The organism is Nesterenkonia haasae (assembly GCF_010119385.1).
Classification (GTDB): Bacteria; Actinomycetota; Actinomycetes; order Actinomycetales; family Micrococcaceae; genus Nesterenkonia; species Nesterenkonia haasae.
The window spans coordinates 152821-171854 of the sequence record NZ_VFIE01000019.1 but is presented as its reverse complement, the minus strand read 5'-3'; the positions used below and the strand labels follow the sequence as shown (position 1 = coordinate 171854).

The 19034-nt window shown below is 61.1% G+C and carries 19 protein-coding genes and 1 tRNA gene; 8 read left to right on the top strand and 12 right to left on the bottom strand.

Annotation, left to right across the window (positions count from 1 at the left end):
- Positions 1-33 precede the first annotated feature (33 nt).
- Positions 34-726 (top strand): hypothetical protein, encoded by a 693-nt coding sequence (locus FH975_RS07450; RefSeq protein WP_162320779.1) that lies wholly within the window; start codon positions 34-36, stop codon positions 724-726.
- Positions 723-1274: an amino-acid N-acetyltransferase gene (locus FH975_RS07445; protein ID WP_162320778.1), complete on the top strand. Its 552-nt coding sequence runs from the start codon at positions 723-725 to the stop codon at positions 1272-1274. Before FH975_RS07450 ends, FH975_RS07445 begins: the two co-directional genes overlap by 4 nt.
- A gap of 6 nt (positions 1275-1280) precedes the next feature.
- Here FH975_RS07445 and FH975_RS07440 read toward each other — a convergent pair whose 3' ends face one another.
- The 7 genes from FH975_RS07440 to FH975_RS07410 all read right to left on the bottom strand — a co-directional run bounded on the left by FH975_RS07440 (position 1281) and on the right by FH975_RS07410 (position 9454).
- Complete coding sequence (locus FH975_RS07440; protein WP_162320777.1) at positions 1281-2294, bottom strand: inorganic phosphate transporter; 1014 nt, start codon at positions 2292-2294, stop codon at positions 1281-1283.
- Positions 2295-2297: 3 nt separating this feature from the next.
- Positions 2298-2915, bottom strand: coding sequence for a DUF47 domain-containing protein (locus FH975_RS07435; protein ID WP_162320776.1), 618 nt, complete (start codon positions 2913-2915; stop codon positions 2298-2300).
- 498 nt (positions 2916-3413) lie between these two features.
- On the bottom strand, positions 3414-4739 hold the full coding sequence (locus FH975_RS07430) for an ABC transporter permease (protein ID WP_162320775.1): 1326 nt from the start codon (positions 4737-4739) through the stop codon (positions 3414-3416).
- Positions 4736-6046 (bottom strand): ABC transporter permease, encoded by a 1311-nt coding sequence (locus tag FH975_RS07425; RefSeq protein ID WP_162320774.1) that lies wholly within the window; start codon positions 6044-6046, stop codon positions 4736-4738. Before FH975_RS07425 ends, FH975_RS07430 begins: the two co-directional genes overlap by 4 nt.
- Positions 6043-7611 carry an ABC transporter ATP-binding protein gene (locus FH975_RS07420; protein WP_162320773.1) on the bottom strand — a complete coding sequence of 523 codons (1569 nt, stop codon included), beginning with the start codon at positions 7609-7611 and terminating at the stop codon, positions 6043-6045. The genes FH975_RS07425 and FH975_RS07420 overlap by 4 nt, the downstream gene beginning before the upstream one ends.
- A 43-nt stretch (positions 7612-7654) precedes the next feature.
- The gene (locus FH975_RS07415; protein ID WP_162320772.1) at positions 7655-8761 is read right to left on the bottom strand and encodes a BMP family lipoprotein; all 1107 of its coding nucleotides are present in this window, start codon (positions 8759-8761) and stop codon (positions 7655-7657) included.
- Positions 8762-8827: 66 nt separating this feature from the next.
- The gene (locus tag FH975_RS07410) at positions 8828-9454 is read right to left on the bottom strand and encodes a hypothetical protein (RefSeq protein ID WP_162320771.1); all 627 of its coding nucleotides are present in this window, start codon (positions 9452-9454) and stop codon (positions 8828-8830) included.
- A 118-nt stretch (positions 9455-9572) separates the two neighbouring features.
- Here FH975_RS07410 and FH975_RS07405 point away from each other — a divergent pair.
- Positions 9573-9648, top strand: a tRNA-Lys gene (locus tag FH975_RS07405).
- A gap of 190 nt (positions 9649-9838) precedes the next feature.
- Here FH975_RS07405 and FH975_RS07400 read toward each other — a convergent pair.
- From FH975_RS07400 to FH975_RS07390, 3 genes are read right to left on the bottom strand one after another with little or no spacing between them, the layout of a single operon-like run.
- Entirely contained in the window at positions 9839-10192 is a 354-nt protein-coding gene (locus FH975_RS07400; protein WP_162320770.1) for a hypothetical protein, read from the bottom strand.
- Complete coding sequence (locus FH975_RS07395) at positions 10189-11277, bottom strand: serine hydrolase domain-containing protein (protein WP_328821816.1); 1089 nt, start codon at positions 11275-11277, stop codon at positions 10189-10191. Before FH975_RS07395 ends, FH975_RS07400 begins: the two co-directional genes overlap by 4 nt.
- Positions 11274-11756, bottom strand: a complete 483-nt coding sequence (locus tag FH975_RS07390) for an ArsR/SmtB family transcription factor (RefSeq protein ID WP_162320769.1) — start codon at positions 11754-11756, stop codon at positions 11274-11276. The genes FH975_RS07395 and FH975_RS07390 overlap by 4 nt, the downstream gene beginning before the upstream one ends.
- A gap of 525 nt (positions 11757-12281) precedes the next feature.
- On the opposite strand from FH975_RS07390, the gene FH975_RS07385 reads away from it, so the two are divergent.
- Positions 12282-13058 (top strand): SDR family NAD(P)-dependent oxidoreductase, encoded by a 777-nt coding sequence (locus FH975_RS07385; RefSeq protein WP_162320768.1) that lies wholly within the window; start codon positions 12282-12284, stop codon positions 13056-13058.
- A 174-nt stretch (positions 13059-13232) separates the two neighbouring features.
- On the opposite strand, the gene FH975_RS07380 is transcribed toward FH975_RS07385, so the two are convergent.
- Complete coding sequence (locus tag FH975_RS07380; protein WP_162320767.1) at positions 13233-13856, bottom strand: flavin reductase family protein; 624 nt, start codon at positions 13854-13856, stop codon at positions 13233-13235.
- 219 nt (positions 13857-14075) lie between these two features.
- Here FH975_RS07380 and FH975_RS07375 point away from each other — a divergent pair, with 219 nt between their 5' ends.
- Positions 14076-14330 carry a PspC domain-containing protein gene (locus FH975_RS07375; protein WP_162320766.1) on the top strand — a complete coding sequence of 85 codons (255 nt, stop codon included), beginning with the start codon at positions 14076-14078 and terminating at the stop codon, positions 14328-14330.
- A gap of 94 nt (positions 14331-14424) precedes the next feature.
- Here the strand turns inward: FH975_RS07375 and FH975_RS07370 are convergent, their stop codons facing one another.
- The gene (locus FH975_RS07370) at positions 14425-15456 is read right to left on the bottom strand and encodes a LacI family DNA-binding transcriptional regulator (RefSeq protein WP_162320765.1); all 1032 of its coding nucleotides are present in this window, start codon (positions 15454-15456) and stop codon (positions 14425-14427) included.
- Positions 15457-15618: 162 nt separating this feature from the next.
- On the opposite strand from FH975_RS07370, the gene FH975_RS07365 reads away from it, so the two are divergent.
- From FH975_RS07365 to FH975_RS07355, 3 genes are all read left to right on the top strand, one after another.
- Positions 15619-16626 (top strand): asparaginase, encoded by a 1008-nt coding sequence (locus FH975_RS07365; protein WP_162320764.1) that lies wholly within the window; start codon positions 15619-15621, stop codon positions 16624-16626.
- 68 nt (positions 16627-16694) lie between these two features.
- Positions 16695-17582, top strand: a complete 888-nt coding sequence (locus tag FH975_RS07360) for a polysaccharide deacetylase family protein (protein ID WP_162320763.1) — start codon at positions 16695-16697, stop codon at positions 17580-17582.
- A 54-nt stretch (positions 17583-17636) separates the two neighbouring features.
- Positions 17637-19034 carry an MFS transporter gene (locus tag FH975_RS07355; protein ID WP_162320762.1) on the top strand — a complete coding sequence of 466 codons (1398 nt, stop codon included), beginning with the start codon at positions 17637-17639 and terminating at the stop codon, positions 19032-19034.

Here is a 19034-nt window from a genome sequence, read left to right as displayed (position 1 = left end):
TTCTGCTTCAGCCTCTCGTTACTCTTGAGGACTATGAACCAGCGCCGCCGCCCTTCTCCTGCCGTGTATCGCCGCCGGCGATTGGCGGCGGCACTGTTGGCTGTTTTTCTCCTCGCCCTCGCCATTTGGGGCGTGCGAGCCGTCTATGAGAACTTCGCCAACGGCGACGACGAGACTGAATCGTCCGCCCAGATCGAAAATGAAGACCCCAACGACGACGCCCCGACCACCTCGGACGACGATCCCACCGACGGGCCCCCAGCGAGTGATGAAGATGATGAAGACTCCGACGACGGAGACGCCGAACCTCCCGAGGATGCGGTGGAAGAGGGACACTGTGCGCCTGCTGACATTGAGGTTCGTGCGCGAACGAGCCATGAAGCTTACGATGCCACCACCGCACCACTGTTGATTATGGAGATTGAAAATATCGGCGGTCAGGACTGCACCCTTAACGTGGGCACCACTGAACAGGAGTTCCGGGTTGCCACTGGCGGCCGCGAGGTCTTCACCACTGCACAGTGCGAGCTTGAGGGGGAATCGCTGGAGGTCGAATTTGAACCTGGACAGATCGAGCGCGCTAATATGCTGTGGCCTCGCTCAGACTCCGCAGTGGACTGCTCTGAGCCGGCTGATCTCGCCACCGGTGAGTATGAGCTCACCGTTGCTGTCTCGGGGATCACCAGCCAGCCGTACACATTCGAAATGACCGGGAGGTCAGAATGAGCCTAGATCCCAGTACGATCGTCGATCACGGGGACTTCACCACCCGTCCGGCGCAAACCTCGGATGTGCAGCGCATCGTGAACATGGCCCAACCGCTGGTGGAAAAGCGTGTACTGGTCCCCAAAGAACGGGTGACGTACTACGAATCTATTCAGGAGTTTCTGGTCGCCGAGGACCGGGGTGGTCATCTTATTGGGTTCGGCGCGCTCCATGTGATGTGGGAGGATCTCGCCGAAGTCCGCACTCTGGCGACCCTAGACTCTTGGCGAGGACTCGGCGTCGGGTCCGCGCTGCTTCAGCAGCTGCTGAACAGGGCACGTGTACTCGGGGTCTCCAGAGTGTTCTGCCTGACCTTTGAGGTTGATTTCTTCCTCCGACAGAACTTCCGCATCATGGCCGACCAAGCTCCCGTCGACCCAGAGGTATATGTGGAGTTGCTGCGTTCGCCCGATGAAGGGGTGGCAGAGTTCTTAGATCTTGCCCGGGTGAAACCCAATACGCTGGGCAATACGCGGATGATCCTCGACTTGGATGCCAACCCAGCGTAGACGGGATCAGATCAAGGCGTTCAACGCCAAGGTCACTACTGCTGCCCCCAGGCCAGTCACCATTGGGGTGGCTACCCAGTAGACGGCGATGCGCCGAAACTGTCGCCAATTTACCGTCGCGAAGCGCTGGTTGGATCCAGCTCCAATAATGGCACTGGCCGCAGTCAGCGACGTCGACAGCGGAAGGGCAAGCCCCAAGGAGCCCAAAAAGAGAAGTCCTGAGGTCGCCGTCGTGGCCACCATTCCACGCAGCGGGTCTATGGCCACCAGACGGTGGGCCAGTACATGACCGATCCGCCAACCCCCATGGAGTGCGCCGGCACCGATCAACACGGCAAACGCCATATAGGCCGGGCCCATCCAACCCACGGGGTCAGCGACTCCTGCCGCCCCCAGTGCAATCAGCAGAACGAACGCGAATCGCTGGCCCTGCTGCAGGCCCGTGCCCAATGACGTGACCCCTACCGAAACGGACTGCAGGCCCCGGGCGACTCGGTTCACGTCGTGGGGGTCTTCGCCCCGGGCGATCCGTACCGCAGCGAACACCAGAACATACGCTAGGCCGAAGGCCACCAGAGGTGAGACAAGCAGAGTGAGCAGCGGAGTCAGCCAGGGGAGAGACAAGATGTCATCGGTGCGGACATCTCCGACAGTGACTGCGGCCAGCGTGCCACCAAGCAGAGCTGCCAGCAGGCCGTGCGTGATCGAGGTCGGCATCCCCCGGAAGTAGGTGAAGACGTTCCAGGTAAGTATTGCTACCAGGGATGCGACCACGACGCTGAGCGCCAACTGCGGTTCCATCGCGGGAAACTCGAACCATGAGTAGAGGTAGAGCCCCACGGGCAGCGCCAACAGCACGCCCAAAGTGTTGAATGCTGCCGCTACTCGCACTGCCATACGGGGAGTCAGCGCTCGGGTGCGGACCGGGATGGCGATCGAGTTGGGGACATCATGAAGGCCCGCCACATAAAGCGTCGGCGCCATAATGACGCCGACAAGGACCAGCAGCAGAACCTCCACCTTCTAGGATTCCCGTACGATGATCGATCCGCAGATGGCGGCGACCTGCCGCAGCGAGTGGGCTGCGGCGAGGATCTGGTCGGCCAGCTGGGCCTGCTGTTGGGCGATGTTCGGCTGGAAAGCCGAGTCCGTTGAGGTCACCCAATCACGGTGACGCCGGTTGGCCTGTTTGCTCAGCCGCTGCACCTGCACCCAGTAGATTTCCAAGTGGTCGAAGTCATCCAGTCTCCCCATGGCCTCACCAGTCAGCTCCGCCTGGCGGGTCAGTGATTCCAGCATCTCAGCGGCCTCTTTGGGCAGCTCGAGGCTCTTGCGCCGCAGGATCAGATCACCAGCGGCGACCACGTGTTCCATAGTGCGGTTGAGCTGCTGAGAGATGGCAAAGATGTCTTGACGCGGCAGGGGCGTGAGAAACACGCTGCGAATATGAGTCATCAGATTGAAATGGAGATCCATGGCTCGCCCCTCAAGTCCCAAGAGCTCCTCGCGGTGGGAGGCGAGTTCTCCTGCAGGGGTCCCCAGCAGTTGGGCCAGCAGTCCTAGGCCAGAGCGAACTTCACCAGTGATATCGATCAGCAGTGTTGCCGATTGATGTTTGCGCTGGCGGTTCAGAGCTTTCATGCTGTAGCGCCCCCGGTGCGTGCGATGATTCCGGCCGTTAGAGATGAACGACAGGTGTCCTACAAGTGGTGAGTGTATAGCTACTGAGTGAATAGCCGCCGGACAGAATATCGCAGAGTCGGCACGAACGGCGTATCAAACGTTCCAGTACGGGTTCGCTCCCGGCGGTTCGGTCAATAGAGCAGAACCTTTTCCCGGTTGGGGGAGAGGTGGGGCGGTGTCGGGCTGGGAACGCCTCACGGCGCGTGGCCGCTCGTAGCGGCTAAAGGTTGGAGCCCGGGGGTTACCTGCAGCCCGACACCTGTGGACCAGTCTGCCGTTGCACCCTCGATTCGGTCAAGCTGCGACCCAGTCCGCAGGCTTCAGAGCACTGCGCATTCTTGAGAATCCCACCCGCACTCCGTTTTACCCCACCCTGTCTTCTATACATGCCGCGATAGCGCAGGGTAAATCGAGAATGGCGGGGTAAAACCGGGGTGGTGGGAGGAGCGGCAGGTGCTACTTGATGTACGGAACACCTTCAGCTGCAGGCGGACGGACGCGACCTACGAATCCGGCCACGGCGAAGATCGTGATCACGTACGGCAGCATCAAGAGCATCTCCGAGGGCACCGGCGTGCCGATGGTGGAGAGCACCTGTCCCACGGAGGTGGAGAACCCGAAAAGCAGGGCGGCCAGCAGCGCGCCCTTAGGGTTCCAGCGGCCTAGGATCATCGCCGCCAGAGCAATGAATCCCTGCCCGGCCGACATCTCCTGCCCGAATGCCAGACCTTGCCCCACGGTGAAATACGCGCCACCCAGACCGGCGATACCACCGGCGAGGACAGTATTGAAGATTCGGGTGCGCGGAACGTTGATGCCCACGGTGTCCGCTGCTTTGGGATGTTCACCGACTGCGCGCATCCGCAGCCCCCACCGGGACTTGAACACCAGAATGTGCAGCGCGAAGACAATCACGTACATCAGGTAGACCAGGATGGTCTGGTTGAACAGCACCGGTCCGATGATCGGGATCTGGCTCAGTCCGGGGATAGGCAGCCGTGGCAGCTGTTGGCGGGCATTCCACAGTTCCGAGTTCTGCGTCAGCACCGTGGAGTAGAGGAAGCTCGTCAGACCAATAACCAGCACGTTCAGCACCACGCCAACGATGATCTGGTTCACGTGGTATTTCACCGCGAACCAGACCAGCAGTCCCCCCACGGCTGCCCCAGCAAAGGGTGCGGCCAGCAGTCCCACGTAGGCGGAGGTGAAGAACGACGCCGCCACTGCGGCCAGGAACGCACCGGCCAGCAGCTGCCCTTCGATGGCGATATTGATGATGCCAGAGCGCTCACCCACCAGGCCGCACATGGCGCCGAAGATCAGCGGCACCGAGAGCATCAGCGCGCCGGCCAGCAAGGTCACCACAGGAATGAAGGCACCACGGCCTGCACCGGCGTAGATCAGAAACGCCAGCACAAAGAACAGTCCGAACAACATCGGCAGCCAGACGCCGAGCTTGATGCGGCGCGCAGCACAGTAGATGGCCAGTGCGGCCATCGCCAGCTGCAGCAGGCTGAGCACCAGGGCACCTGCGAAGGATGGGACGTTGACTGCTGGTAGGGCTACGAAGTCGCTTCCCGTGGCTAGCCGAAACTGAGTGACTGCCCCGGTGGGGCTCAGGAACGTGAAAGCGCTCAGCGAAAGCAGCGCCAGCAGCGCGTAGGTGATCGGGAACTTCCACTTGATCGGCTGCAGCCTGGCTTCCGCCTCCTGGCGTGGCTCAGCGTGAACAGCGGTGGTCTCCGCATCGGTGACCTGCTCGGGGGTGTGCTGGTCGCTCATTTGGTGACCTCCTGAGTAGGCGCGGGCTCCTGGGCGGCTTCCGCGGCCTGCTGGTCCTTCAGGCGCCGTCGTCGTGGTGATTTTGCTGTGCCGTCGGGGTTGGGGAGGAAGAAGATGGCGCGCACCAGGGGAGGAGCGGCGATCAGCAGCACGATCACGGACTGCAGAACCAGCACAATGTCGATGGGCGTGCCGGTTTGAGCCTGCATCAGCACACCGCCAGCCCGCAGCCCTCCGAAGAGGACGCCGGCGAGGAATGTGCCCAGAGGTTTGGAGCGCCCGAGCAGGGCCACGGTGATCGCGTCGAAGCCGAGGGTTCCCGCGATGCCGGCCCCGAGGCGGTATTCCGTCCCGAGAAGGTGGGCGGCGCCGCCGAGTCCGCAGAGCCCGCCACCGATGATCAGGACCAGTGCGGTGGCCTTGGGAACGTTGATTCCTGCGGTGCGGGCGGCGTCAGGGTTCTCGCCGATCGCACGGAATTCAAAACCGAGAGTGGAGCGTTCGAGCAGCCACCAGACGAACACTGTGGCGGCAATCGCAAGCAGGATGCCGGCGTGCAGGCGGAACCCGGTGCCCAGGAGGCCGAAAAGCCGGGCGGAATCCTCGACAGGCGCGGCAATCGGTTGGTTTGAGCCGGTTTGGACAAACCACTGTTGACGCAGCAGCCAGGCGAGTAGGTAGAGGGCAATGTTGTTGAGCATGATCGTGACGATCACCTCATTGGCGCCGGTCTTGGCTTTGAGTACGCCGGCGATGCCGCCCCAGATGGCACCACCCAGTGCGCCTCCAACCAGTGCGAGCAACAGGTGGGCGCCCACGGGGAGATTGAAGGCGTAGCCGATGAACGCTGCGCAGGTTGCCCCCAGAATGATCTGGCCCTGGCCGCCAATGTTGAGCATCCCGGAGCGGAAGCCGATGGCGATGCCCAGGCCGGCAAGGATGAGCGGCACCGCGTTGACCAGGGTTTCGGTGATGGGCCGGATGGCCCGGTCTGGGGTCGCTGCCTGCCAGTCGTAGACCGCGCCGCGGAACAGCGCGGAGTAGGCGTCGCGGATTACTTCGAAGCTGGTAAGGAAGAAGTCCCCGGGCTGAGCGAAGAAGTACCCCGTAGTGGCCTGCACCTGTGGGTTGGTGGCCAGGATCAGCAGGGCACCGACCACGAGGGCGACCACCACGGACAGTAGCGTGATGACCCACGAAGATTGGGAGAGCTCCCGCACCGCATAGTGCAGCCGTGATTCAGCCTCTTTCAGAGCACCGCCGGGTGCCGCTGGGGCGTCGTCGTTGTTCTTCTTCTCTGTGCTCATGTTTGGGCCTCCTCGTCCGCCTCGCCGAGGATGGTGTGATGGTCTTTGGCTTGGGCGTAGGCTTCCTCCACTGGCACGCCGGCCATCATGAGACCGAGAACGTCTCGGTCGGTGTCTCCTGGCACGACCCCGACCACGACTCCGCGGTACATCACCGCGATCCGGTCAGCGAGGTTGCTCACTTCATCAAGTTCAGTGGAGACGATCAGACACGGGGTGCCTTTGTCGCGTTCTTCGATGATCGTGCGGTGGACGAATTCGATGGATCCGACGTCCAGCCCGCGGGTGGGTTGACTGGCGAGGAAGAACCGGATATCGCGGCTCATCTCACGGGCGAGCACGACCTTCTGCTGGTTTCCGCCAGAGAGGGTGGAGATGGGGTCATCCACGGTGCCGAGCCTGACGTCGAACCGGGAAATCTGTTGTACAGCGGCCTCGCGCATCACGCTGGGTTTCATGGCGACACCGTTGGAGTAGGGCTGCTGATCGTACTGGTCGAGTACGAAGTTCTCGGTGACGGTGAAGCCGGGGATGACGCCGTCGGTGGAGCGGTCTTCAGGGACGAAACCAATGCCCGAGTTGAGACGTTCTTTGACATTCATTCGCCGCAGGTTGGTGCCGTCCAACGTGATGGTTCCGGCCACGGCGCTGCGCAGCCCTACGATGGCTTCGGCGAGTTCAGTCTGACCGTTGCCGTCAACCCCTGCGACGCAGAGAATCTCACCGCGAGCAATGTCGAGGTTGACGTTGTCGAGCACTACCTTCCCAGCCCCGGAGAGCACCGTCAGATCTTTGACGGAGAAGCCGATGTCACCGGGTTCGGCAGGCTCTTTTTGGGTGGTGAGGTTGACCTCACGGCCGACCATGAGGCTAGCCAGTTCGGTCTCAGTGGATTCTGGTAAGGCCTGACCGACAATCTTGCCGCGCCGGATGACCGTGATCTTGTCAGCGATGGCGCGGACTTCACGGAGTTTGTGCGTGATGAAGACGATGGATGTCCCGGACTCTCGGAGCTGGCGCATGATGGTGATGAGCTCGTCAGTCTCCTGTGGGGTGAGGACCGCCGTGGGCTCATCCAAGATGAGTACCTTCGCATCACGGGAGAGGGCCTTGATGATCTCCACCCGCTGCTGGGCACCGACCGGGAGGTCTTCGATCATGGCGTCTGGGTCAACGTCGAAACCGAACCGGGCGGAGATTTCCTGGACCCGCCGCCGAGCTTCCGCGAAGTCAATGATTCCGGCTTTTCTGGTGGGTTCGTAGCCGAGCATGACGGATTCGGTGACACTGAAGACCGGGATCAGCATGAAGTGCTGGTGCACCATGCCGATCCCGGCCTCCACGGCGTCGCCGGGCCCGTTGAAGGTCACGAGCTTGTCGTCGAGGAGAATTTCGCCCTCTTCAGGGGAGTACAGCCCGTAAATGGTGTTCATCAAGGTCGACTTGCCCGCCCCATTCTCACCGAGCAGGGCGTGGATCTCCCCAGGCTGCACCGTCAGATCAATTCGATCATTGGCGGTGAAGGTGCCGAACCGTTTGGTGACACCCTTGAGTTGCAGCTTCATGCCACGTGTTCTCCTCAGACGTATCGCGCTACGGTGACCGGTGCTACTGAGGTGCGTTCTCTGATTCGACGACGGTCTCGCCGCTGATGATCTCTGCTGTGAGTTCCTCGATCTTGTCCTTGACCTCGTCAGGGACCTCGTCTTCGAAGTCGTGGAACGGTGCCAGACCCACGCCTTCGTTCTCCAGGTCGCCGACGTATGGTTCCGCGGTGAACTCACCAGCGGCGCCTTCTTCCACAGTGTCGTAGACGGCCTGTGCAATCTGCTTCAAAACTGAGGTGAGGATGATGTCGCCGTAGTCGGTGGACTCGTATCCATCGGTGTCGACCCAGATCAGTTTGGCGTCGCCGTCGTCTTCGATCGCGCCTGCGGCACCCAGCCCTACGGGGCCGGCGACGGGCATGATGATGTCGGCGTCCTGGGCCAGGAACTGTTCAGTCAGGGCGCGGCCGGCGCTCTGATCGTCGAAGTCGCCGGAGAAGGACCCGTCCTGGGCTTCTTTGTCCCAGCCGAGGAGGCTGACATCGGCGTCGTTGTCCTCGTTGAAGCGGTCCACGCCGTCGGCGAAGCCATCCATGAATACGGTGACTGAAGGGATCTGAATGCCACCGAATGTGGCCACAGTGTCTGTTTCGCTCATCGATGCTGCCACGTAGCCGGCCAGGTAGGCGGCCTCGGAAGTGTTGAACACCAAGGGCTTGCCGTTGTCCGGTTCGCTGGGCAGCGTGGAATCGATGATGCCGAAGCTCAGGTCAGGGTTCTCCTGAGCGGCTTCGTCAATGGCGTCTTCCAGCAGGAAACCCACACCGAAGGTGAGGTCACAGCCCTGCTGCACCATGGCATCAACATTGGGACCGAAGTCGGAGTCTGATGATGATTCAGCGGTCGCAGACTCGATGCCGAAGTCCTCGATCGCGTTCTGGAGGCCGGTGAATGCTGATTCGTTGAACGACTGGTCGTCCCAGCCTCCCGCATCGGAGACGAGGCAGGCGGTGAAGTCGGAGTTGTCGTCGGCCTGAGCTTCGCCGTTCTCCTCAGCCGCGGCGTCGTCCTCCTCTGGCTCCTCCTCGGGAGCCTCGCCGCAGGCGGAAAGAGCGAGTACGCCGACCGCAGCCAGACTGAATAGTGCTTTGGGTGTGAAAGACCTCATCGGGGATCTCCTGTGGTGTGAGTGGTGCGAGCGCCGTTCGGCGCAGTGGAGGCTATGTTACAGCCCTCAATCCAGTGCGCCATCGCGGAACGCTCGAGCCGAGGATTCAAGTTCTTCAGCAGTCTTTACCAGCCGGTTCGCTTTGTCGGTGAGGATCCTGGCGTCGCGGGGTTCCACATGTGTTTTATCAGCCCAGAGAGCCTGCCCGCGGGCGATGACGCGGCAGAAGGCCCCGGCTCGGTCGAAGGCGACGTCGATGTCTCCGGCATACATTCCGGCCAGCAGCCGATCGGTGAGCCGGTTCATCTCCTCTGCGGTGGGTGGTTCGGCGACTCCGGCGATCGCAGAAGGCGCGGAGTGGCTCCGTCCCAGGCGGTAGTACTCGCTCATGCGTTCGGGCGACTTGCGGATCGCCGACCGCAAGGCGTAGATCCTCCAGAGCGCACCGGCCAGAGACCGTGCAGGAGAATGGGCCCAGAGTTCGGCGATTGCTTCAAGACCTTCGGTCTCGGCGAGTTTGACGAAGCGTTCGGTGGTTTCTGGATCGGCGGCGTCGCGCCCTTGATTGATCACCGCATGTGCAGTGTCGTGGGCTGCCTGTGAGATATCGGCAGGGTCAGCTCCCCCTTCACGCCGGTCGAACGACGCAGGGTCCGAGTACGCAGGGCGGCGGTAACGCGGGGCATTGGTCATGGGACCGCCATGATATCTGTCTCTGGCGGCGCGGTCGCATCTGGGCGCTGAGTATGGTTGTGGCTCGGTCTGAGATACCATGGTTTCTGGCCATTTATCGGCCACCCCAACAAGACCAGGGCCTTTAGCTCAGTTGGTAGAGCATCGGACTTTTAATCCGCTGGTCGCGGGTTCGAATCCCGCAGGGCCCACCACACTTCATTCGCTGGTTTGCGCGCCGCGGGAGGAGCCCATGCGGTCTGCTCCTCAGGTGAGTGGCAGGCAACCACCCGGACGTCGTCCTCGTAGACAATGCTTCCGGGCGAGGGGAGGCGAAGCTCTACCCGCGGCACATGACGTTGATCCAACAGTGCCGGTGATTCCCTGCTGCCGCGCTCCTGCGTCTCAGAGGAAAGTCCAGCCAAGAACTAGAGCAGCGCTGCCCAGAAGCCCCCATTCGGTAATTGCCAGGCATCGGCGCAGCCGGCTGGTGCCCTCGGAAAAGAGCGGGAGTCGACGCCAGTGCATCCACGCCGGGGCCAAGAGCGCAAAGAAGCCGGCCACGAAGCCGACCCAGAGCCAGCTGATGATCCCACCGGCTGGAAGCATTGCGCGGGTGTAGACGATGAAGACTGTCACCCAGAGCGCCTGGCTGAGCAGGGCGCGCCTGTCGGTCGCGTGGAAGGCCGCGCCAGTCATGCCTACGAGCGTCGCAAGACATATGCCCAGGAGTAACCAGGGCAGCAGGGTCTGCATCACCTACCGGCCTCCAGCAGGAGGCCGAGGCCCGCTTCATCCAGCGACGACGTCGTCGCCCCGGCGATGAAAACAGCGGTGCCACGCTCCTGGTCGATACCGAACCAACTGCTGAAACCACCGGTGCCGCCGTTATGCCAGATCACCGTGCTGCCCTGGACCTCAGAGAGGAACCAACCGCTCCCGATGCGGTCCTCATCAAAATTGGCGGTGGGCTCCAGGGCTTCGATTCCGGGTACGGAGCCGTCTAGCAGCGCCTCCGCTAATAAGGCCATGCTCGCTGCGTCAGCCCGAATACCGCCGGCCGGGGCGTGCCCAGAGTCGGTCCAAGCCTGTTGGGTTCTTCCCTGGGCATCCCGCCCCTGGACAGCGTTCTCATCTAATCCTTCCTCGCCTCCCACAGGTACATAGAAGTTCTCCAGCCCGAGCGGGGAGGCGATACGCTGCTCCACTAGTTCCGGGTAGCTCAGTCCCGTGCGCGGGACCAGGGCCTGGCCGAGTACGGCGAACCCTAGGTTGGAATAGCGAGGCTGTTTTTCCCCCACGGACACCTGATTCAACTCGGCGGAAACATCCTCAGGCGAAGTGTTGTAGGGGTTCTTCGCCAGGATGCTCATCACGCTGCTCCGCACCAGATCGCCGGGCTTCTGCGACAGTCTAGGCAACCCTGAGCGATGCTGGGCCAGCTCCGCGAGAGTGATCTCTGCGGGGTCGCCCTCCTGAAGATCGAGGATCTCACCAAGTTGGGTCTCGGAATGAACCTCGTTGCGGGCCAGGGCGTCGGAATAGATCAGCCCGGTCACACCCTTGGTCACGGATCCGATCTCGAAAGTGGCGTCGAGTGGCGCATTAATCGAGGCAAGGCGCGTTCCCTCGGGGGTGACTTCGGCTACCGTGAGTGCGTAGACGCCGGAGTTCGGTATCTGTTCCAGGGCCACTGCGGCGAGGTCGGTATCGCCCTCCACCGGGGAGTGGTCGTCAATCGAGCCTGCGCCGGGACGCAGTGCAGCTCCCAACAGAGCACCGAGGGTGGCTAGAGCAGCCATCACAATGACCAATTTCCGATTTCCGCGCCGCTTCAGGTTCACTGGGTGGCCCCAAGGATGACCAGAAGTGGGACCGTTCGCTCGGCCGGCACTTGGACCTGTCCGCGGCCGTGACCCCGAAGCCAGCCCGCTGAGGACAAAGTCTTGACGTGGTGGTAGAGCTGCCCTGTGGAGGCCAGGTCAAGCTCATCAGCAAGGTCTGTCAATCGGGTCGTGCCCCGCAGAACTGACAGCAGCAGGGAAACGCGAACGGGATTCCCCAGGGCTGAGAGGCGGTCTGCGAATGGAGTGGTGTCTTCGATGTCAATCAGGGAGCCGGCGGAGCGCTGCATCTGCCATTCAACGGGTCCATCTGAGGTCGGGACGGTCCCGGTCCACAGCACCGCGCCCTCTTTGGGGTTCGCCTGTTTGCGCAGTGTGTCGAGAGCCCAGAAGTCACCCGCGGCAGGCGTCGTCTGGCGTTTTTCCTCCAGGGCGGCGAGGCGGCTCTCAAGAGCCTCGACGCGATTTTCTAGGCTCATAATCCAATATTACGCTTTTTTGGATTATCAGGAAATTTGAGATGTGGAATGGCCTGCGGGTGTTCACCTACGGGAGAACAATCGAGTGATGTGCGCCTATCGCTGCTGGTCGCGGTGTCATTTATCCTCGTGCTCACTTCTCTGGTTGTGGTCGTGCCCCAGGGTTAGCCGAAGACCATTGAGCTCCAGGTCTTGTGATTTGATCAGATGCTCTCTCCTTGGCGATCAGTCAGCGTAGTTTTCCCCGCGTCCAGGGCCGTTGGGTCCTCGACGTGTCAGTGATCGCAAAGTCTGATGCCTATATCCGCCTCTCGGAGGCGCGTGAACCCTCGAGTTCTCAAGCCTGTGCCCGGGAGTCGCTGTGGCGGGGTCCGCCCCCCGCGGTTTGGACACCGGCAACCCGTAGTACGCACTTTTCCTTGACCTCGACGTGACACCATTATAGCATTAGCGTTGAGACTATGAACCCGGTTTGAAATCCCTCCGATATGGCGCGCGGCGTGGCGTTTAGACGAAAGGGATGAGGTGTTACTGAGCGGAAAGGTTGCTGTCGTCAACGGTGGCGGCGGGATCATTGGCCGAGCAGTCGCCCGTGTCTTCGCTCGGGAGGGGGCGACCGTCTTTCTGACCGGCCGCTCCCTCGATTCGTTGAAAATTGTCACGACGGAGATCACCCAGCATGGCGGGCGTGCCTTCGCAGATGCGGTGGATGTCACGGTTGCGGAGGCGGTCGAGCAGCACATCGCGTCGGTGGTCGATCGTGAAGGTGGGGTGGATGTCCTCTTCAACGCGGTAACCTACCGCGATGTACAGGGCACACCATTGCTCGAGCTGGACACCTCCGTCATGGCCGAGGCTGTGCTCAGCGCCGTGAACGCGCAGACGGCAACAATCCAGGCGACGGCTAAACGCATGGTCAACCGAGGCTCCGGGGTCATCCTCACCAACGTTGGTCATGGCCCGCCGTTCCCGGGCATGGGTACCACCGCGGTGACATGGCAGCTGATCGAGGCGATGTACAGGCAGTGGGCAGTTGAACTCGGACCTCAGGGTGTGCGGGTGGCGTGGACACGTGTCGGTGGCACTGTCGAAGGTATTCTCGATGCTCCCGATTACGGCAGCAGTTACGCCGGAGACATGGAGAACGCTGAAGTGCTCGCGGAATTGGAGGCTGACACCATACTGGGGCGGCTGCCATCCGCGGTGGAGATCGCCGAGACTGCCGCATTCATCGCGAGCGAGCGGGGACGGTCACTGACCTCAGCGGCAGTTAATCTGACTGCTGGAGCCGTTTCTGACTGACCGCGGGTCGATCTCGAAATACGTTGGGACTCTACGAGTTGGGCTCCGGAGACTCGGGATGAATTTCGACTCCTCGATGAAGGTATCACTGGGAGTCGTCCATTCGTGGAGAGTTCAAATCCTGCATGTCCCAGTTCGCCCTAGTTTGAATTACTGGCGGAGTCGCTATGGGGCCTAGGCAGGTCTATGAAGATCCCGGATGCTCTCTTTGCGGATCGTGAAGTAGGTGGAGGGGCCGCCGCCGCGCAGCATGGGCCGCGCGTCCGCCGTCTGGTAGATCCCGTCCTTGAGTAGAGACTGATGAATGTGCACGCCTACGACCTCACCGAAGACCACGTGGGTCACAGTTTCCGTGCCATCAACGGTCAGCAGGGGAACGATTTGGGTGGTTCGACACTCAAAGACGGTCTTGGATTCAGACACGTGAGGTACTGAGATGATCGTCGAAGAAGCTGGGGTGAGCCCCGCAAGCTCGAACTCATCCACATCAGGGGAGACACTCGCAGATGTCGTGTTCATCGCCTCGAAAAGATCTTCATCGGCGAGGTTCCAACAGAACTGTCCTGTGGCCTTGGCATTGTGCAGAGAGTCTTTCTGCCCGTTGCTCGCAAACCCAATAATCGGTGGTGTGTAGTTGAAGGCATTGAAGAAGCTGTACGGTGCCAGGTTGAGCCTTCCGGCCTGGTCTTGAGTTGAGATCCATCCGATCGGTCGTGGGGCGATGATCGAGTTGAACGGTGAATGGGGCAGTCCATGCCCGCTAGCAGGTTCGTAGAAGTGCGAGTGAGAAGCGTCCATGGTTGGTCCTTTTCGGCATGCGGGACGGGAGAAGAGTGCCTCTCCCACACTGTGGTTGGTTGACTCGGTATAGGTCGTTTCAGGTGGCAATGGGTTGGTCGTGCTTGACTCGACGTGCGCTGGAAGACAGTCGATGAAAACGTCGCTGTCGAGCTCGTCGAGAAACTGACTTCTCGCTGTGCCTTGTAGCTCACGGGTCTCGGGCGTAGTCTCAACCACATGGAGCGATTCTTCAACATCATCCGCAGCACTGGTTTCCGACGTGGCCCGGAAAGGCTGGTTGCCGGACTTGCCGGCAGCATTGCGCAGAGTCTTGGTGTCAACGTCTGGCTCGTGAGACTTCTCGTTCTTGTTTCTTTCCTGCTCCCCGTTATTGGGCTGGGGCTCTACCTCCTGCTCTGGGCACTGACGCCGTGGCAGGACGGCTCCATTCCGTTGGAGCGGGTCCTGAGCGGACAGGATGGCCCTCGATAGGTCGAATGTGGGGAATGGCTGCTGCCATTCTCTTATGCGCTCCCATCTATTCATCCTGAACAGGGATAAAGTGCTTGCCTGAGCTCACTGACCCTTAGGTAATGTCCCGCGCCGCCGAGGATGCCCGGACAATGAGCTCCGGCTCGAGCTTTTGGGACTGGACTTCCTTGCCTGCGAGCAATGCCAGCAGAGTCAGAAGTGCTTCACGGCCCATCAGGTGCATCTTTGAGCGGATCGTTGTCATGGGGATTCCCACCGACTCGGCCAGGGGGGTGTCGTTGTAGCCAATCAGCGCGACGTCCTCGGGAACTGAGAATCCGTGGTCTTGAAGGACGCCAAGTGCGCCGATCGCCGCGAAATCGTTGGTGGCGAATACCGCATTGGGGCGGGTCCCGGCCTCGAGAATCTCCCGCATTGCCTGCCGTCCTGCTGCGGTGTCGAACCCGCGGTAAATCATCTGTCTCGGAGGCACATCGATGCCGGCCTCGGCCAATCTGTCAATCAGGCCGCGGGTCCGGTCATAGGCAGTGGACGCGAATTCCAGACCCGCCAGAACCACGACGTCGGTCCGTCCGAGCTCCAACAAATGCTCAGCCACAAGGCGCCCACCCACGTAATCATCACAGGTCACCGACACATGACCGTCACGACGACGCGAAGTCAGCACTAAAGGGACGCCCTGCTCCCGGAGCTCATCAAGGAAAGTGTCATCCAAATGAGCGTCACCAAAGATCAGCCCATCGACTCTCCGCTCCAACATTGCCTGGGTCCGGGTGCGCTGCAGTGCGGTGTCATCCAGGGAGTTCATCACGTAGGTGTTGATCCCGTTCTCCATGGCAGCTTCTTCAATGCCCTCATAGATCGTTGCCAGGACGAAGTCCTGCAACCGAGGGACCATCACGCCGACGAGGTTTGACCGGGAGGTGCGCAGGCTAGCGGCATGAGGATTTCGCGTATATCCGTGGCTCTCGGCTAGAGACAGGATGGTCTGGACGGTCTCCGGAGCGGCCCACCGGTGCCGCTGCTCCGGAGGAGAACCTAGGACTCTGGACACTGTGGCCACGCTGACGCCCGCAAGCTCTGCAAGCCCCCGTTGGGTGACCGCGCGTGCCCTCTGCTGTGCCATCTGCACCTCCTTCCCGGTCAGCTTATCGCCCCACCCGATCTCAAGAGTGGTCAGGAAGCTGTTACAAGCAATTTACACAAAAGTCTAGGAAAACGATTGCCGTAAACGATTGTGTGTGATGGAATCGAGACTATAAGCCACGTCACACGAATTGAGGCCCCCTTGTCCCGCATCGTCCTTCTCGCCACCGGTGGCACCATCTCCTCCCGGGAGAGCGCCACTGGGGGATCACGCGCCAGTGACTCGGCCGCGCAGCTTATCTCCGCGTTGAAGGAACATGCACTGGCTGATCTGCTCACCGAGATTGAGATCGAGACCCAAGACGTCACTGTGGAGAACTCCTTCAACTTCACGTTTGCCGACCTCGGCAGAATTGAGGGCGCTGTCAGGGAGCTCCTGAGACGAAGCGACGTCGATGGTGTGGTCGTCACCCATGGCACTGACACCATGGAGGAAACACTGGCACTGCTGGCGCTGACTCACGATGACGACCGACCCGTGGTTTTTACCGGAGCCCAACGCAGCCCGGACCATCCAGACAGCGACGGCCCGAGGAACCTGCGTGATGCGATCCTTGTAGCGGCGAATCCGGCCTCACGGTGTCACGGAGTGCTCTTGGTCTTCGGTGAGGAAATTCACGCAGCGCTGCCACTGCGGAAGGCGCACACGTCATCAATGCAGCCGTTTCAACCTCCTCGAGGCGGTGCACTGGGCCGCATCCTCGAGGGCACACCGCAGTACTTCTTTGGACCGCGACGCATGCCCTCGCTGACAGAAACTGCCGAAGTGCTGCAAGAGCAGCGGGTGGACATGATCCTTAGCTACCCAGGGGCGGACGGCGCTCTCATGCGCAGTGCTGTTGAGGCTGGCGCCTCAGGTGTCATCGTCCTCGGTGGCGGTGCAGGCAACCCGGGAAACGCATTGGTGGAGGCCATCGGTGAGGCAACCCGGAGCGGCGTCGTGGTGGGTCTTTCCACCAGAACGTTCGGCGGCTCCGTCGCCGCGATCTACAGCGGTGGGGGAGCGGTAGACGCCCTCCAAGCCGGCGCCGTTGCGCTGGGTGACCTGCCGGGGACCCAAGCGCGTGTCCTGCTGGCACTGATTCTGAGCGCCTATCCGCAAGACCAAGCGAGAGACCGGCTTCAGCGCTGGGTCCACAGCGCGAACTAATAGGTGCGCCGAGACAGACCAGAAACACATCAACCGAGAAGTACGAGTAGAGAAAGAGGACGAGCAACATGGCGAAAGAAATCTATGTAGCACTGGGAATCGACGTCGACGCCGTCGGCGGCTGGTTGGGATCCTACGGTGGTGAGGACTCCCCAGGAGACATCTCCCGCGGCATATTCGCCGGAGAAGTCGGCGTGCCCCGGCTGAACAACCTGCTGGCGAAATACGACTTGCCCTCCACCTGGTTTTGGCCAGGCCATTCCATTGAGACCTTCCCAGAACAGTTCGACCAGGTTGTGGCCGCAGGCCACGAGATCGGAGTTCACGGCTACAGCCACGAGAACCCGATCGCTATGACACGTGACCAAGAGACCGAGATTCTCACCTACTGCATCGACCTCATCGAAAAGCGCAGCGGGCGACGCCCCACCGGCTACGTCGCACCCTGGTGGGAGTTCTCAACCGTCACCAACGAGCTGCTGCTCGAACAGGGCATCAAGTACGACCACTCCCTGATGCACCGGGACTTTGAGCCCTACTACGTGCGCGTCGGCGACAACTGGGAACAGTCCAAGATCAATTACGACAAGCCCGCAAGCAGCTGGATGAAACCACTCATCCGCGGTGAAGAAACAGACCTGGTCGAAATCCCCGCCTCCTGGTACCTGGATGACTTGCCACCCATGATGTTCATCAAGGGAAGCCCCAACAGCCATGGTTTCGTCAATCCCCGGCACATCGAAGAGATGTGGCGCGATCAGTTCGACTGGGTCTATCGGGAGAGCGACTATGCGGTCTTCACCATCACCATCCACCCGGACGTCTCCGGACGCCCGCAGGTGCTGCTGATGCTCGAGCGGCTGATTGAGCACATCAACTCCCATGAGGGCATCAAATGGGCCCAGTTCGACACGATCGCCGATGACTTCATGAAGCGCTCACCGCGCCATGGCTAACCCCTCCCCACCCCTAAGAAATCCCGCCCCCTTGCCCCGGAATGAGGACCACTGATGTCGACACCCACAGTTGAGCAACCCAAACCCATGGCGAAGATCCCCGCGAAACAGACGGTGATCGTCACGATCATCTGCTTTGTGGCATGGAGCATCGCCGTCTACGACTACATCCTCTTCGGCACGCTCCTGCCGCGCATTGAGGAGTCATTCGGATGGACGCAGAGCTTCGCGTTACTGGTCTCCACCTTGGCCAGTGCGGCGATCTTCGTGGTCATCATTATCTTCGGACCGCTGGTTGACCGCATGGGCCGGCGCAAAGGCATGATGGCCTCGGTAGGAGGCACGGCAATCGCCGGCGTCGCCACCGCTGCTGTCCAAGGAGCGACCTCCGTGGTCGCGGTCAGGGGCTTCACCGGTCTCGGACTTGCCGAGCAGAACGTCAACGGCACTTATCTCAACGAGGTCTTCGCCCAGACAGAGTCCAAGAAGATTAAGCGCAACCAGGGCTTCTTCTATTCGCTGGTGCAGTCCGGCTGGCCCGTAGGCGCATTGCTGGCAGCCGGGTTTGTGGCATTGACCAGTTACTGGTTCGGCGCTGAGAACTGGCGGATCGCCTTCCTGCTCTCGATCATTCCCTCGATCATCGTCTTCGCCCTCATTTGGTTCCTGCTCAAAGAGACACCGCAGTTCACCACCATGAAGCGTATTCGTAACCTCCGGAAGTCAGGCCAGGCAGAGGAGGCAGAGGCACTCTCGGCCGCCACCGGCCTACGCGTGGAGAAAGAGGTGCCGCTGAAGCGCATCTTCAACGGAAAACACCGCCGCAACACCATTGTGCTCTCATTGGCCTGGACATTAAATTGGTTTGGAATCGCCACATTCTCAGTCCTCGGGACCTCGGTTCTAGAATCCGGAAAAGGAGTGGACGCTGATAGTGCACTGCTGATGATCGTCGGCGCGAACCTTGTCGGCGCCCTCGGCTACCTCACCCACGGATTCTTGGGCGACAAGTTCGGCCGCAAAAACGTAGTCGTCGTGGGGTGGCTGATCGCCGGCATCGCCTTCGCAGTGATGATGCTAGGACCGAATGACCCGGCATTCGTTCTGCCGCTGTACATGATCGGGCTGTTCTTCCTGCTGGGGCCCTATGCCGCGATTATGTACTTCCAGGCCGAATGCTACGACGCTGACTGCCGAGCGACCGGCTCAGCTTTCATCAGTGCGTTCAGCCAGCCTGGTGCGGTGATCGGCGGATTCATCCTTACCGCTGTGGTGGCCGCCTCCTTCGAGTTCTCCACTGCAGCACTGTTGGTGGGAGCTATCGGGACCTTCGTGTCGGGTCTGGTGATGCTCGCCGCCAAGAAAGTCGACACTGACGTGCCCCGTGAAGAAGTGCCCATCCCCGCACTGCGGCCTACAGACGACGTCGCCGAGGCAGTGAAGGCTAACTGA

Bases quoted from the DNA above. Each gene is read 5' to 3' on its own strand.
- FH975_RS07380 (WP_162320767.1), bottom strand. From the start codon at position 13,856: ATGGACGCTTCTCACTCGCACTTCTACGAACCTGCTAGCGGGCATGGA.
- FH975_RS07375 (WP_162320766.1), top strand. From the start codon at position 14,076: ATGGAGCGATTCTTCAACATCATCCGCAGCACTGGTTTCCGACGTGGC.
- FH975_RS07425 (WP_162320774.1), bottom strand. From the start codon at position 6,046: ATGAGCACAGAGAAGAAGAACAACGACGACGCCCCAGCGGCACCCGGC.
- FH975_RS07390 (WP_162320769.1), bottom strand. From the start codon at position 11,756: ATGAGCCTAGAAAATCGCGTCGAGGCTCTTGAGAGCCGCCTCGCCGCC.
- FH975_RS07410 (WP_162320771.1), bottom strand. From the start codon at position 9,454: ATGACCAATGCCCCGCGTTACCGCCGCCCTGCGTACTCGGACCCTGCG.
- FH975_RS07355 (WP_162320762.1), top strand. From the start codon at position 17,637: ATGTCGACACCCACAGTTGAGCAACCCAAACCCATGGCGAAGATCCCC.
- FH975_RS07435 (WP_162320776.1), bottom strand. From the start codon at position 2,915: ATGAAAGCTCTGAACCGCCAGCGCAAACATCAATCGGCAACACTGCTG.
- FH975_RS07360 (WP_162320763.1), top strand. From the start codon at position 16,695: ATGGCGAAAGAAATCTATGTAGCACTGGGAATCGACGTCGACGCCGTC.
- FH975_RS07415 (WP_162320772.1), bottom strand. From the start codon at position 8,761: ATGAGGTCTTTCACACCCAAAGCACTATTCAGTCTGGCTGCGGTCGGC.
- FH975_RS07450 (WP_162320779.1), top strand. From the start codon at position 34: ATGAACCAGCGCCGCCGCCCTTCTCCTGCCGTGTATCGCCGCCGGCGA.
- FH975_RS07430 (WP_162320775.1), bottom strand. From the start codon at position 4,739: ATGAGCGACCAGCACACCCCCGAGCAGGTCACCGATGCGGAGACCACC.
- FH975_RS07370 (WP_162320765.1), bottom strand. From the start codon at position 15,456: ATGGCACAGCAGAGGGCACGCGCGGTCACCCAACGGGGGCTTGCAGAG.
- FH975_RS07445 (WP_162320778.1), top strand. From the start codon at position 723: ATGAGCCTAGATCCCAGTACGATCGTCGATCACGGGGACTTCACCACC.
- FH975_RS07420 (WP_162320773.1), bottom strand. From the start codon at position 7,611: ATGAAGCTGCAACTCAAGGGTGTCACCAAACGGTTCGGCACCTTCACC.